Source organism: Mycolicibacterium chitae, assembly GCF_900637205.1.
Classification (GTDB): domain Bacteria; phylum Actinomycetota; class Actinomycetes; order Mycobacteriales; family Mycobacteriaceae; genus Mycobacterium; species Mycobacterium chitae.
Window position 1 is genome coordinate 415,690 of the sequence record NZ_LR134355.1, and the last position, 13,657, is coordinate 429,346.

At 68.0% G+C, this 13,657-nt stretch carries 12 protein-coding genes and 1 pseudogene; 9 read left to right on the forward strand and 4 right to left on the reverse strand.

Features of this window, described 5'->3' with window-relative positions; genetic code table 11:
* Positions 1-23 precede the first annotated feature (23 nt).
* Positions 24-2,135 (forward strand): acyl-CoA dehydrogenase family protein, encoded by a 2,112-nt coding sequence (locus EL338_RS02060; protein ID WP_126332219.1) that lies wholly within the window; start codon positions 24-26, stop codon positions 2,133-2,135.
* A 92-nt stretch (positions 2,136-2,227) separates the two neighbouring features.
* Here EL338_RS02060 and EL338_RS02065 read toward each other — a convergent pair whose 3' ends face one another.
* Together EL338_RS02065 and EL338_RS02070 are read right to left on the reverse strand one after the other, a co-directional pair.
* Positions 2,228-2,800 (reverse strand): hypothetical protein, encoded by a 573-nt coding sequence (locus EL338_RS02065; protein ID WP_126332220.1) that lies wholly within the window; start codon positions 2,798-2,800, stop codon positions 2,228-2,230.
* Positions 2,801-2,824: 24 nt separating this feature from the next.
* Positions 2,825-3,895 carry a ferredoxin--NADP reductase gene (locus tag EL338_RS02070; protein ID WP_126332221.1) on the reverse strand — a complete coding sequence of 357 codons (1,071 nt, stop codon included), beginning with the start codon at positions 3,893-3,895 and terminating at the stop codon, positions 2,825-2,827.
* 176 nt (positions 3,896-4,071) lie between these two features.
* On the opposite strand from EL338_RS02070, the gene hsaA reads away from it, so the two are divergent.
* The 5 genes from hsaA to EL338_RS02095 are packed head-to-tail and all read left to right on the forward strand — an operon-like array spanning position 4,072 to position 8,531.
* Entirely contained in the window at positions 4,072-5,262 is a 1,191-nt protein-coding gene (hsaA, locus tag EL338_RS02075; protein ID WP_126332222.1) for a 3-hydroxy-9,10-secoandrosta-1,3,5(10)-triene-9,17-dione monooxygenase oxygenase subunit, read from the forward strand.
* Complete coding sequence (gene hsaD / locus EL338_RS02080) at positions 5,262-6,149, forward strand: 4,5:9,10-diseco-3-hydroxy-5,9,17-trioxoandrosta-1(10),2-diene-4-oate hydrolase (protein WP_126332223.1); 888 nt, start codon at positions 5,262-5,264, stop codon at positions 6,147-6,149. Before hsaA ends, hsaD begins: the two co-directional genes overlap by 1 nt.
* Positions 6,150-7,049, forward strand: coding sequence for an iron-dependent extradiol dioxygenase HsaC (gene hsaC, locus EL338_RS02085; protein ID WP_126332224.1), 900 nt, complete (start codon positions 6,150-6,152; stop codon positions 7,047-7,049).
* A gap of 3 nt (positions 7,050-7,052) precedes the next feature.
* Entirely contained in the window at positions 7,053-7,619 is a 567-nt protein-coding gene (gene hsaB / locus EL338_RS02090; RefSeq protein WP_126332225.1) for a 3-hydroxy-9,10-secoandrosta-1,3,5(10)-triene-9,17-dione monooxygenase reductase subunit, read from the forward strand.
* 39 nt (positions 7,620-7,658) lie between these two features.
* Complete coding sequence (locus EL338_RS02095) at positions 7,659-8,531, forward strand: DUF4344 domain-containing metallopeptidase (RefSeq protein ID WP_235666343.1); 873 nt, start codon at positions 7,659-7,661, stop codon at positions 8,529-8,531.
* A gap of 382 nt (positions 8,532-8,913) precedes the next feature.
* Here EL338_RS02095 and EL338_RS02100 read toward each other — a convergent pair whose 3' ends face one another.
* Positions 8,914-9,672 (reverse strand): alpha/beta fold hydrolase, encoded by a 759-nt coding sequence (locus tag EL338_RS02100; RefSeq protein WP_126332226.1) that lies wholly within the window; start codon positions 9,670-9,672, stop codon positions 8,914-8,916.
* A gap of 80 nt (positions 9,673-9,752) precedes the next feature.
* Here EL338_RS02100 and EL338_RS02105 point away from each other — a divergent pair, with 80 nt between their 5' ends.
* The 3 genes from EL338_RS02105 to EL338_RS02115 are packed head-to-tail and all read left to right on the forward strand — an operon-like array spanning position 9,753 to position 12,295.
* Positions 9,753-10,046, forward strand: a complete 294-nt coding sequence (locus EL338_RS02105; RefSeq protein ID WP_126332227.1) for a hypothetical protein — start codon at positions 9,753-9,755, stop codon at positions 10,044-10,046.
* Positions 10,047-11,975, forward strand: coding sequence for an RNase A-like domain-containing protein (locus EL338_RS02110; RefSeq protein ID WP_126332228.1), 1,929 nt, complete (start codon positions 10,047-10,049; stop codon positions 11,973-11,975).
* Entirely contained in the window at positions 11,972-12,295 is a 324-nt protein-coding gene (locus EL338_RS02115; RefSeq protein WP_126332229.1) for a contact-dependent growth inhibition system immunity protein, read from the forward strand. Before EL338_RS02110 ends, EL338_RS02115 begins: the two co-directional genes overlap by 4 nt.
* 170 nt (positions 12,296-12,465) lie before the next feature.
* Here EL338_RS02115 and EL338_RS02120 read toward each other — a convergent pair.
* A pseudogene (locus tag EL338_RS02120) lies at positions 12,466-13,539 on the reverse strand (IS256 family transposase); the annotation flags it as partial.
* Between the last annotated feature and the right edge of the window lie 118 nt (positions 13,540-13,657).

A 13,657-nucleotide genomic window follows, 5' to 3' on the forward strand; every position in this document is an offset into this window, starting at 1 on the left:
CGAACGAGGATTCAGGGGTCTCTGTGGCTTCCAAGACGAGTGTCTCCGAGCAGTTTGCCGCGCGTGACCTGGTGCGCAGCTGGGCGGCCGGGTCCGGCGGGATCGAGGCGGCCCGGGCCGTGGAACAGGGCAGCCCCGAGGCGTGGCGCCCGGTCTACGCGGGACTGGCGGAGCTGGGACTATTCGGCGTAGCGGTGCCGGAGGAGGCCGGCGGCGCCGGCGCGAGCGTCGTGGACCTGTGCGCCATGCTCGACGAGGCCGCGCACGGCCTGGCGCCCGGACCGGTGGCCGGCACCGCGGTCGCGACCCTGGTGCTCGACGACCCGGCTTTGCTCGAGGTCCTCATCTCCGGGCAGCGCAGTGCTGGGTTCGCGCTGGACGCGCAGCTGGATCTCGCCGGTGACCGGGTCAGCGGGGTGGCCCCCTATGTCCTCGGCGCGACGCCGGACGGCTTGTTGCTGCTGCCGGCCGGCGAGCGGTGGGTCCTGGTGGACGCTGGCGCCGACGGGGTCACCGTGGAAGCGCTTGCCGCAACGGACTTCTCCCGCCCGTTGGCCCGGGTCGAATGCGACGGGGCGCCGGCCACCGCGCTGGCGGTGCCCGCACGTCGGATCGAGGACCTGATCGCCACGGTCCTGGCCGCCGAGGCCGCCGGTGTGGCCCGCTGGGCCCTGCACACCGCCGCCGAATACGCCAAGGTGCGTGAGCAGTTCGGCAAGCCGATCGGCAGTTTCCAGGCCATCAAGCATCTGTGCGCCGAGATGCTGCTGCGTTCCGAGCAGGCCTCGGTCGCCGCGGCCGATGCTGCGGAGGCCGCGGCCACCGACACCGAGGATCGGCAACTGTCCATCGCGGCGGCGGTTGCCGTCGCCGCGGGGGTGGCGGCCGCGGAGGCCAACGCCAAGGACTGCATCCAGGTGCTCGGCGGCATCGGCATCACCTGGGAGCACGACGCGCACCTGTACCTGCGTCGGGCCTACGGGATTGCCGCCGCCCTGGGTGGGCGGCGCCGGTGGCTGCGCCGCGCGGCCGACTTGACCCTCGACGGGGTGCGTCGCGACCTGGACATCGACCTGAGTTCGGTCGAGTCGGTGCGCCCGGAGATCACCGCGGCCGTCGCCGAGATCGCGGCGCTGCCGGCCGAACAACGGCAGCGCGCGCTGGCCGAGGCCGGTCTGCAGGCGCCGCACTGGCCCAAGCCCTACGGCCGCGACTCCTCGCCGGCCGAGCAGCTGCTGATCGACCAGGTGATGGCCGAAGCCGGAGTGGACCGCCCGGATCTGGTGATCGGTTGGTGGGCGGTTCCGACGATCCTCGAGCACGGCAGCCCCGAGCAGGTCGACCGGTTCGTGCCGGCCACGCTGCGTGGCGACGTTCAGTGGTGTCAGCTGTTCAGCGAGCCGGGTGCCGGATCGGATCTGGCCGCGCTGCGTATGAAAGCCGTTCGGGCCGAAGGCGGTTGGCGCCTGACCGGGCAGAAGGTCTGGACGTCGGCCGCGCAGAAGGCGCACTGGGGGGTCTGCCTGGCCCGCACCAATCCCGACGTGCCGAAGCACAAGGGCATCACCTACTTCCTGATCGACATGACCACACCGGGCATCGACATCCGGCCGCTGCGCGAGATCACCGGCGACGACCTGTTCAACGAGGTGTTCTTCGACGACGTCTTCGTGCCCGACGAGATGGTGGTCGGCACGGTCGACGACGGCTGGCGCCTGGCGCGCACCACGCTGGCCAACGAGCGCGTCGCGATGGCGCAGGGCACCGCGCTGGGCAACCCGATGGAGGAACTGCTGCGCACCTTCGCCGAACGCGAGGCCGACCCGGCGGATCTGGACCGACTGGCGGAGTTGATCACCTCGGCGCAGGTCGGTTCGCTGCTGGATCAGCGGATCGCGCAGTTGGCCGTCGGCGGCGGTGATCCCGGTCCGCAGGCCAGCGCCCGCAAGCTGATCGGGGTGCGCTACCGACAGGCGCTCTCCGAGTTCCGGATGGACCTCTCCGAGGGGGCCGGGGTGGTGTTCTCCCTGCGGGTGCACGAATTCCTCAACGCCCGCTGCCTGACCATCGCCGGCGGCTCGGAGCAGATCCTGCTGAACCTGGCCGGCGAGCGGTTGTTGGGGCTACCCCGCTAGCCCGCGCCCCTTGTCCGACCCCGAAGGTGCAGTTTCATCCGCGACGCGCCGCTGCGGCGAATGATTTCGCAGTCTCGGCCCACCTGTCCGGACTAGAAGCCGGTGTGCGCGCAGGCATTCGGCGAGGTGAGGTTCACCCCGCCGTAGACCACGTGGATGGTCGAGCACGCGATGAAGTCGGCCCCGGTGGCCGGTCGGCCGGTGTTCCAGTCGGTGGGTACCGAATGGCCGTCGACGCTGAACCGTTCGAGCGAGCCGCCGCCGAAGTAGGTGATGGAGATCTCGACGTTGTTCAGCGACCGGTACATCTTGGAGAGCACGTTGTCGTGATTGGCGCCCTTGGTGGTGCGCGGGGTGCCGGCCGGAGCGCTGTATTCGGCCTCCTGCCAGACGTTTCGGTCCATCGACCGCAGCGTGATCGTCTGCCGCGCCCAGGTGTCGCCCGGCAGTGCGACGGGCCCGTTCGGGGTCAGCAGGTTGGCCCGGGTGTTGAAGAAGCACTTGCCCTCGGCGGCCACGCAGTCGGCGTTGAGGTGCATCTCGAGTTGGGTGGCGCCGTCGACGGGGATCGAACTCACCGCGCCGTCGCTGCCCGCCGAAGCCGGTGCCGAGAGGCCCAGCCCGGCCAGCAGCAGCGTGCCCGCCAGGGCGGAGGTCAGTCGCATGGTCACTGAACGTAGTCCTGTCCGCTATTCGTCGTAGGTGACTTCGACCGAATCGGACTTCGGGCGAGCCTGACAGCCCAGGATCAGTCCCTCGTCGAGGTCGGACTGCTCCAGGACGTCGTTGATTTCCATGTCGACCGCGCCGTCCTTCATCAGCACTGCGCACGCGCCGCAGTGGCCCTCCCGGCAGGAGAACGGGGCGTCGAGGTCCTTGTCCAGCAGGACGTCGAGCAGCTTGGCCGACCGGGGCCAGCTCAGCTCGTGGGTCACGCCGTCGAGGGTCACTATCGCCGTCGCCGGGGGTTGGTCGGCGTCGGCGCTGGTGTCGACCACGACCTTGGCGAACGGATCGCTGTCGAGCGACTTGAAGACCTCCAGGTGCACCTGATCGGCCGGTACCTCGAGGGTGTTCAACGCATCCTGGGCGGCGGCCATGAACGGTCCCGGCCCGCAGATGAACACCTGGCGCGCGGTGTACGGGGCGGCCAGCCGGGCCAGCGCCGCGGAACTGGGCAGCCCCTGCACGGATTCGAGCCAGTGCACCACCGACAGCCGGTCGGGGTACTTGGCCGCCAGCTCGCGCAGCGCGGCGGCGAAGATCACCGAGTTCTCGTCGCGGTTGGCGTAGAGCAGCGTGACCTGGCCGGAGCCCTGCGAGAGGACCGACTTGGCGATCGCCATCATCGGCGTGATGCCGCTGCCGGCGGCCAGCAGCAGGAAATCGCCGTCGAGCGACTTCGGCACGAAGGTTCCCGACGGGGCCAGCACGTGGATTCGCATGCCGGCGTGGGCGTTGTCGCACAGCCAGTTGGAGGCGTACCCGTCGGCGGTGCGCTTGACCGTGACCGTGAGCGCCTCATCGGTGTGCGGCGAACTGCACAGCGAATAGCAGCGGGCCACCGATCCGGTGCGGTCGCTGGGTACCCGCAGGGTGAGGAACTGCCCCGGCGAGTAGCTCAGCCGGTCGGCGGGGATCTCGGGTGCGTCCGGTCCCTCGGGGACGCGAAAGACCAGGGAGCGGGCGTCCTCGGTTTCGGCGATGACGTCTGCCACCTGCAGTTCGAGCACGTGGCTGCCGAGCGGCTCGTCGATCACCGGCACACCCCTTCCGTCGGGACTAACTAGAACAGGTTACAGAAATGCAGCTGTGCAGGTCCAGCCCCTGCAGGCATGGGCTACTCGACACGAATCGTAACGTGTTCTAGTCTTGACTCGTCTCGGCTAGTCGTCGAGCAATGTTCTCCGATTCAGCCCTCCTGGGAGGCAATCCAGTGACGACCATTCAACAGCGTGACGCGCAGTCGGTCCTGGCCGGCATCGATGAGCTGCTGCCCGCCCTGCGTGCGCGCGCCCAGGAAACCGAGGATCTGCGCAAGCTGCCCGACGAGAACGTCAAGGCGCTCGAGGGCGTCGGCTTCTTCCGGCTGCTGCAGCCCGAGCAGTGGGGCGGCCTGCAGTGCGACCCCACGCTCTTCTACGAGGCGGTGCGCCGGCTGGCCAGCGCCTGCGGGTCCACCGGTTGGTGTGCCGGGATCATCGGCGTGCACAACTGGCACCTGGCGTTGTTCGACCAGCAGGCCCAGGAGGACGTCTGGGGCCAGGACACCAACGTACGGATCTCCTCGTCGTACGCCCCGATGGGTGCCGGCGTGGTCACCGAGACCGGCGACGGCTACCTGGTCAACGGCGCCTGGAACTGGTCCTCGGGCTGCGATCACGCGACGTGGGCCTTCCTCGGCGGGCCGGTCATCAAGGACGGCCGCCCGGTGGACTTCGGCAGCTTCCTGATCCCGCGCACCGACTACGAGATCGACGACGTGTGGCATGTGGTGGGCCTGCGGGGCACCGGCAGCAACACCGTCATCGTCAAGGATGTCTTCGTGCCGCGGCACCGGTTCCTGTCCTACAAGGCGATGAACGACGGCACCGCCGGGGGTTATCGGACCAATACCGCTCCGGTGTACAAGATGCCCTGGGGCACAGTGCATCCCACCACCATCTCGACGCCCATCGTTGGCATGGCCTACGGCGCCTACGACGCCCACGTCGAGCATCAGGGCAAGCGGGTGCGCGCGGCGTTCGCGGGGGAGAAAGCCAAGGACGACCCGTTCGCCAAGATCCGCATCGCCGAGGCGGCCAGCGACATCGACGCCGCCTGGCGCCAGCTGATCGGCAACGTCGGCGACGAGTACGCCCTGCTGGTCGAGGGCAAGGAGATCCCGTTCGAACTGCGCGCCCGCGCGCGGCGCGATCAGGTCCGGGCCACCGGCCGCTCGATCGCCTCGATCGACCGCCTCTTCGAGGCCTCCGGCGCCACCGCGCTGTCCAATGACGCTCCGGTGCAACGCTTCTGGCGGGACGCCCACGCGGGTCGGGTGCATGCGGCCAACGACCCCGAGCGCGCCTACCTGATCTTCGGCAACAACGAGTTCGGCCTGCCGCCGGCCGACACCATGGTCTGATGACTGACTTCGCCGTCGAAGCTGCCCAGCAGCAAGAGATCACCTTCGAGTCCACCTCCCGCTTCGCCCAGGTGCGCGACGACATGCGGCTGCACTATCACGAGGCCGGCGATCCGTCGGCCCCACCGGTGGTGCTGCTGCACGGTGGCGGGCCCGGCGCGTCGAGCTGGTCGAACTTCAGTCGCAACATCGCGGTGCTGGCGCAGCACTTCCGGGTGCTTGCGGTCGATCAGCCGGGCTACGGGCATTCGGACAAGCACACCGAGCACGAGCAGTACAACCGCTACAGCGCCACCGCGCTGCTGAATCTGTTCGACCACCTCGGTATCGAGCGGGCGCCGCTGGTGGGCAACTCGCTGGGCGGCGGGACCGCGGTGCGGTTCGCGCTGGACAACCCCAAGCGGGCCGGTCGGCTGGTGCTGATGGGGCCCGGTGGGCTGTCCACCAACCTGTTCGCCCCCGACCCCACCGAGGGCGTGAAGCTGCTGGGCAGGTTCACCATGGAGCCCACCCGCGAGAACCTCGAGAAGTTCCTGCGGATCATGGTCTTCGACCAGAAGCTGATCACCCCGGAACTCATCGACGAGCGGTTCGCCATCGCCAGCACGCCCGAATCCCTGGCCGCGGCCAAGGCGATGGGGAAGTCGTTCGCCGGTGCGGACTTCGAGCTCGGGATGATGTGGCGCGACATCTACAAGCTGCGCCAACCGGTGCTGCTGATCTGGGGCCGCGAGGACCGGGTGAACCCGCTCGACGGCGCGCTGGTGGCCATCAAGCAGATTCCGCGGATGCAACTGCACGTTTTCGGGCAATGTGGACACTGGGCGCAGTTGGAGAAGTTCGACGAGTTCAACAAGCTGACAGTAGATTTCCTTGGAGGTGCCTAGATGAGCATTCGTTCACTGGGGTATCTGCGGATCGAGGCCACCGACATGGCGGCTTGGCGGGAATACGGGCTCAAGGTGCTCGGCATGGTCGAGGGCTCCGGCAGCACCGAGGGTGCGCTGTACCTGCGCATGGACGAGTTCCCCGCGCGGCTGGTGATCGTGCCGGGCGAGCACGACCGGTTGCTGCAGTCCGGCTGGGAGGCCGCCAACGCCGCGGGGCTGCAGGAGATCCGGCGGCGCCTCGACGTCGAGGGCACCCCGTACAAGGAGGCCACCGCCGCCGAACTCGCCGACCGTCGCGTCTACGAGATGATCACCTTCGACGACCCGTCCGGTAACACCCTCGAGGTGTTCCACGGCGTCGCGCTCGAGCACCGTCGCGTCGTCAGCCCCTACGGCCACAAGTTCGTCACCGAGGAGCAGGGCCTGGGGCACGTCGTGCTGACCACCCGCGACGACATGGAGTCGCTGCACTTCTACCGGGATGTGTTGGGCTTCAAGCTGCGTGACTCGATGCGCCTGCCGCCGCAACTGGTGGGCCGGCCGGCCGACGGCGAACCGGCGTGGCTGCGCTTCTTCGGCGTCAACCCGCGCCATCACAGCCTGGCGTTCATGCCGGGCGAGACCCCCAGCGGCATCGTCCATCTCATGATGGAGGTGGAGAACAGCGACGACGTCGGGCTGTGCCTGGACCGGGCGCTGCGCCGCAAGGTGCCCATGTCGGCGACGCTGGGCCGGCACGTCAACGACAAGATGCTGTCCTTCTACATGAAGACCCCCGGTGGCTTCGACGTCGAATTCGGTTGTGAGGGACTCGAAGTCGACGACGACGATTGGGTGGCCCGGGAGAGCACCGCGGTCAGCCTGTGGGGTCACGACTTCAGCATCGGGTTCAAGTAGCCGATGGCCGGCGCCGAGATCGATCCGCGCGCATTCCGTAATGCGCTCGGACAGTTCTGCACCGGCATCACCATCATCACCACCGTGCACGACGACGCCCCGGTCGGGTTCGCCTGCCAGTCGTTCGCAGCGCTGTCGCTGGACCCGCCGCTGGTGCTGTTCTGCCCCACCAAGCTGTCCCGGTCGTGGGCGGCCATCGAGGCCAGCGGCCGGTTCTGCGTCAACATCCTGCACGAGAAGCAGCAACACGTCTCGGCCCGGTTCGGGTCGCGGGAGCCCGACAAGTTCGCCGGCATCGACTGGAGCCCATCGCCATTGGGCTCCCCGATGATCGACGGCTGCCTGGCGCACCTCGACTGCACGGTCGCCACGGTGCACGACGGCGGCGATCACTTCGTGGTGTTCGGCGCGGTGCAGTCGCTGGCCGAGGAGTCGAAGAAGAAGGCGCGGCCGCTGCTGTTCTACCGGGGGCAGTACACCGGCATCGAACCGGACAAGAACACCCCGGCGGATTGGCGCAACGACCTAGAGGCGTTCATCACCGCCACCACCGCCGACACCTGGCTGTAATCAGCTTCCCAGCACGGCCTTTCATGGCATTCTGGGCACGTGTTCTCCGCACGCTGCTCGGTCGCGCTCGCTGCCCTCGTCGCTGCCCTCGTTGCCGTCGTCGGATGCGGGGGTGGCCAGGCCGAGTCGGTCGGCCTGCCCGATCCCGAACCGGAGCGCACCGAGCGGGTGGTGGTGCCGAACGTGCCGACCGAAACCGGCGAGATGTTCGTCGTCTACGAGGACGCTGAGTCACCCGAGGCGGTGCGGGGCCGGGAATTGCTCACCGAGGCGAACCTGCTCGAGGAGTTGGCCGACGACGTCAACGCCATGTTGTTGCTGCCGGTGGACGTGCCGGTGAACGGTCGGCAGTGCGATGAGGCGAATGCGTACTGGAGCCCCAGCGAGCAGGCGATGACCATTTGTTACGAGGATGCCGAACTCAGCGAGCGCATCTTCGAGGAGGCAGGGGAGGAGGACCCGCTGGCGGCGACCCTCGGTGCCGAGCGCGCGACTTTCTATCACGAGCTGGGGCACGCGGTGATCGACCTGTACGACCTGCCCTTCACCGGCCGTGAGGAGGACGTCGCCGATCAGCTGGCCGCCGTGTTGTTGCTGGGGGCCGGTGACGACGGGACGGCGGACCCGGAGAACGTCGAGGCCGCGCAGGCCTACGCGCTGATGTTCCAAGGGTACAGCGAGCAGGACGGCGGCGGCGCCGAGGAGTTCCCGTTCTGGGATGTCCACGAGTACGACCTGGCCCGGATGTACAACTTCCAGTGCTGGATCTACGGGTCGGATCCCGAGAACAACGCATTCATGGTCGACGACGGTTTCGTGCCCGACGAGCGCGCGGATTCCTGCGAGGGCGAGTTCGACCGGATGTCGAGGGCCTGGTACGAGATGCTGGAGCCGCACCTGCGCGACGAGTGACGCGCGGGGTACAGGCTCAGACGCAGCCCAGCGTGCACACGTCGGCCGGTGGGGCGTGTTCGAGGTCCAGGGCGCCGTCCGGTTGCTGCTGGGTCAGGTCGAGATCGTGTTCGAGCTCCGGCATCATCGGCACCATGCTGCACACGAATCCCAATGGTCCCTCGCAGGGTGGCGGACCGTTTGGGTCCGCGGTGGCGGGGGAACTGAGGAAGAGAGCGCCGGCCGCGGCGACGGCTCCCAAAGCGATGATTTTGCCGACGGGGCGCATGAGGTTGACGATACGCAATCGCCAATCCCTTCTAGGCTGCAAGCTGCTAATCACACGCGTGTGATTTTATCCCCACTGTGTACAACTCCTGTGGATAACTGACATCGGTGCAGTTCATCCGATGAAGTCGACGACAGCGGCCGCGACCTCGCGGTGCACGGACTCGTTGAGGACGTCGTGGCGGGCGCCCGGAAATTCGCGATACTGCAGGGCGTCGATCTGCTCGGCGTAGGCCTGGACGGCGCCGGGCGCGGCGATGGGATCCGCGCCGCCGTGCAGGGCCAGCGTCGGTACCGTCAGCGCCCCGAGTTCGGCGCCCATCCGGTCCCAGGCCGCGTCGAGTTCGCGGGCCAGGGCCGCGCCGTCGGCGTCGACGAAAGCCAGCGGGTCGTGCGCGAGCGCGTCGAGGTAGAACGGATCGCTGGACAGCCACGACGGGTCCAGGCTCAGCGAGGTGTCCGGGTCCAGCATCGCGCGGATGGGCACCAGCGGGGCCCCGGAGATGATGCCGGCGCGGTAGCGCCGCGGGTCGGCCAGCAATCGGAACAGCGTCACCAACGAGCCGAACGAGTGGCCTTGCGCGATCAGCGGGATGCCCGGCCGGTGCTCCGCGGCGAGTTCGGTGAGGGTGTCGGCGAGCCCGGAACTCAGCGCCATCGAGCCGAAGTCGCCGCGTTCGCCGCCGGTCAGGCCGTGGCCGTACTGATCGACCGCCCACAGGTCGATGTCGGCGGCGTTCAACGCGAAGCCGTAGCGGTGGTAGAGGCCAGTATGTTCGCCGAAGCCGTGCAGCAGGATCACCGCGGCTCGGGGGTTGGCCGCCGGCCAGTGCCGATAGTAGACGGGACCGCGGTCGGTGTCGAAGACGGGCATGGCCGCGATGGTATAGAAGCCGCGCGGTTGCCGCGGAAAAGGTGAATTGCGGGCTGCGTTGTGGCCCATACCATTTGTGAATGACCGACCTTGAGGTGCAGCTCGGCGGGCTGCGTGCGCTCGCGGGGCGCTCCGATGCTGCCGCCGAAACGTTGGCCGGCGGTGTGGGTCCCCGGGACGACTGCCCTGCCCACCAGCCGAGCGGCGCGGCGGTCTCGGCGGTGCAGGCCGCGGTCGAGGCGATGGCCGGGCGGTTGTCCACACGTGCCGCCGCGTCGGCGGTCAAGGTCGACGATGCGGCCACGAGCTTCGGTGAGCAGGAACGTGATTCGGCGGCGCGGATCGCCGCGACCCGCCCCACGACCTATCGGTAGATGGCCAGCACCGCCACCGCGTTGCCGACCCGATCCCAGATCGAGGCCTGGGAGACCGCGCACCTGAGCGCGGCCGCACGCCGCTGGACCTCGACGGCCGAGTCATGGGACCGGACCTTCGAAGCGCTCCATCAGGAAGCGCTGGCCCCGGGCGGCACCCAGTTCGACGGCGCGACCGCGGCCGCCACCCGGCAGCGGACCCTGTCGGACAAGCTCACCGTCATCCGCATCGCCGAAGACCTGGTGGCCGCGGCCGCCGCGGCCAGGACCGGCGCCGATTCGGTGGCCGTGGCCAAGACCGCGGCCGTGGCGGCGATTGCCCGGGCCGAAGACGCGGGTTTCGATGTCGGTGAGGATCTGTCGCTCACCAGCCGGCGGGAGTTCACCGAAGCCGAGTTCGACGCCAAGCTTGCCGAAGCTCAGCGGCTGGCCGCCGAGATACGCACCGCCGCGGCCGGCCTGGTCCAGGCCGACGCGGGTGTCGCTGCGGCGGTGACCACTGCCGTGGCCTCCTTCGCCGAGGTCAGCTTCCCCGAACCGTCGCCGCCTGGCGACCCCGCGGTACGTCCGGTCAACAACGAGATCCCCAAGGACGAGCCGAAGCCCGCGGAGGGTGACGAGACCGAACCGACCACCGGGGAGAACAGACCAGAGATCCCGCAGTCGCTGGAGGACCTGCTGGTTCCCGGCGCTGCCGGCGACGCGCCTGCCGACGAGTCCGACGTCGCCGACCCAGCGCAACCCGAGGATCTCGACGACGCGCTGACCAGCATCGCCGGCGCGCCCGTCGGCGCACCGCAGAGTGTGGTGGAGCGCCTCAAGGATCAGATGAAAGGCGCGGGCAAGGGCGACCCGTCGCAGGACGCTGCGACCTACACCGAATCCCCGCTGGCGGCACCGATCGTCGCGGCGGACCCCTCGATGGTCGAGGATCAGGCGGCACGCGTCGATGCCGCGCGGCAGGCGGTTGCCGCCGCGCAGGCCGAACTCGATTCCGCCGCGGTGCAGGGCTATGTGCGGGGGCCCGGCGGTGGACCCGGCCGGGACACCACCGACTCTCTATCGCAGGCGCTGTTCGACGCCCGGCATAACCTGGCCGAACAGACCAGGATCCTCGAGGAACTCGGCCAGGCCCGCACCGACCTCGGCGGCCAGCCCGTCAGCATCCCGGCCCTACCCCCGAACGCCGACGTGCAAGCGTTCCCACCCGCGCCGTCGGCCTTTGCCGAGGGCAGCCGCGCACTGAGCGAAGGCAGCTTCGGGCTGATCCCCGACGTCGCACATGACATCGAGGTGTTTCGGAACTGGGGCGAGCACTCCGGTGCTGACCAGGCTGGGGTCCTCCTGGATCTCGCGGGCATGGTGCCGTTGCCGGGCGGCAAAGCCGTCAGCGAAGCACTGCAACAGGGACTTGACGCTCTCTCGACCGGCGGCCGCCACGTCGATGACATCCCGAGCGGTGCCCACCACAGCCTCGATAGTCCTGACGGACCCGCCGTCGACGCACCGACACCACAGGCACCCGACCCCGATTACCTTGCACGACTCGGGGTCGAAGACACCGCGGCACTCCTCGAGGCCAGCGAATCCGCGGGCGGTCACCTCATCGAACGCCACGTCGCTCAGACGCCCGCGGACCTCGCCGCGCGGATGGAGGCACGCCCTAGCCTCGACGCGGTTTCGACATTCGCGACAAAGGATGAAGCAGTCGCTGCAGTTGGCGCCACGCTTCGACAAAACCAATCAGCGATTGAAACCTGGGTCGCAGATGGAGCCGCAGACACACTCGTCCTTACGGCCGGGTTCGACGGAGGGGCTGTGTTGACAAGAGGCGCGGCTGAAACCGTCCCTGGTTCGTCTGCTCTAGTGGTACTGAAGGGTGATGGTGAAGGTAACTGGTACGTACTGACGGGATATTTGGAACCATGAGCGAGGATTCGGTTTCGTACGCAATTCAGCAATTCTTTGGTGGGAACTTCCACCAGGACTGGGATCTGGAAGCGGAAAACTGGCAGAGTGTCATAGATAACTATGCGGTTGGCAAAGGCCCGTCACGACTCCACGCTTTAGCTCAAGACATCGATGATCTGCGTCAGATGCACGGTGAGGACGAACTGAAGGTGCTGATGCCTCGTCGCGCACACGCCGCCTACAATCCCCGGCCCATCACCTACAAGGAATGGCTTGGGCTAGTCGCCGATCGGCTTCGCGGGCACGCGGCCGCAATCGAGGGCGGCGCAGCTCACTGATGAGGTGCGGTACGACGGTATTCAATCGGTGCTGGCGGTGCCCCTGGAGATGCCGTTAGCTGAATATGACTGGCCGGGGATTGCCGGTCTGTTTGGATAGTGCCCCTTGGGGTGGTGGACTTCGGATCGGCGTGGGTTCACGCGTGGTGATCAACGAGTCGTGGTGAATGCTAGGCGATTTGGCGTTGTGAGGAAACCGGTTCGGTCACTGGGTGGGCGGCGGCGTGTTTTGCGTCGATGACTTTGCGCAGCTCAGCCATGGACACCTCGGACAGGTAGCGGCGGGTGACCTGCCATTCGTCGTGGGCCTCGATGACCACCGCGGTGGCCAGCCGTAGGAACGCGGCGGGGTTGGGGAAGATCTCCACGACATCGGCACGGCGTTTGATCTCCTTGTTGAGCCGCTCGATGGGATTGTTCGACCAGATCTTCTGCCAGTGGGTGCGCGGGAACGCGGTAAAGGCCAGCACGTCGGCTTTCGCCTCATCCATCATCGCGGCCACCTTCGGAAAACTGCCCGAGAGCGTGTCAGCGACCTGATCCCACTGCGCAGCCACATCAGCGGGGTCGGTGTGGGCGAAGATCGTCTTGACCGCCGCGGTGACCGCCGGGGCGTGTTTGGCGGCCACCGCGCCATGCAGGTTGCGCATGAAATGGACCCGGCAGCGCTGCCAGGACGACCCGGTGAACTGCTGGGCCACGGCGGCTTTCAACCCGGCGTGGGCATCAGAGATCACCAGGTGCACCCCGGAAAGGCCGCGGGCCTTGAGCGAGGCCAGAAACTCCCGCCAGAACTCGAAAGACTCGCTGTCACCGACCGCGGTGCCCAGCACCTCACGGGTCCCGTCGATCGAGACTCCGGTGGCCACCACCAACGCGTGAGAGACCACGTGGGCGCCGACGCGGACTTTGCAGAAGGTGGCGTCGCAGAAGACGTACGGGAACGTGGTGTGGGTCAGGCTGCGGGTACGGAAAGCCTCGATCTCGCGGTCGAGGCCGGCGCAGACGCGCGAGACCTCCGATTTGGAGACCCCGGATCCAACCCCGAGTGCGGCGACCAGGTCATCGACGCTGCGGGTCGACACGCCATGGACGTAGGCCTCCATGATCACCGCATGCAGGGCCTTGTCGATGCGACGGCGCCGTTCCAGCAGCGAGGGGAAGAAGGAGCCGGCCCGCAGTTTGGGGATCTTGACCTCGATATCGCCGGAGGTCGTCGATACCGTCTTGGGCCGATGCCCGTTGCTGACCGCGCTCACTGAAATTCCCCACTGACGCTCATCGAAATTCCCCACCCGTGTGGCTCCGCCGAGAAGGGCGGGCCTCCCTCGATGCTGCTGGTGTCTGACGCCAGTAGCTCCA

Excerpts from the sequence above, each read along its gene's own strand:
- EL338_RS02065 (WP_126332220.1), bottom strand. The coding sequence starts at position 2,800 with ATGCGACTGACCTCCGCCCTGGCGGGCACGCTGCTGCTGGCCGGGCTG.
- hsaD (WP_126332223.1), top strand. The coding sequence starts at position 5,262 with ATGACTGACTTCGCCGTCGAAGCTGCCCAGCAGCAAGAGATCACCTTC.
- hsaC (WP_126332224.1), top strand. The coding sequence starts at position 6,150 with ATGAGCATTCGTTCACTGGGGTATCTGCGGATCGAGGCCACCGACATG.
- hsaB (WP_126332225.1), top strand. The coding sequence starts at position 7,053 with ATGGCCGGCGCCGAGATCGATCCGCGCGCATTCCGTAATGCGCTCGGA.
- EL338_RS02100 (WP_126332226.1), bottom strand. The coding sequence starts at position 9,672 with ATGCCCGTCTTCGACACCGACCGCGGTCCCGTCTACTATCGGCACTGG.
- EL338_RS02105 (WP_126332227.1), top strand. The coding sequence starts at position 9,753 with ATGACCGACCTTGAGGTGCAGCTCGGCGGGCTGCGTGCGCTCGCGGGG.
- EL338_RS02110 (WP_126332228.1), top strand. The coding sequence starts at position 10,047 with ATGGCCAGCACCGCCACCGCGTTGCCGACCCGATCCCAGATCGAGGCC.
- EL338_RS02115 (WP_126332229.1), top strand. The coding sequence starts at position 11,972 with ATGAGCGAGGATTCGGTTTCGTACGCAATTCAGCAATTCTTTGGTGGG.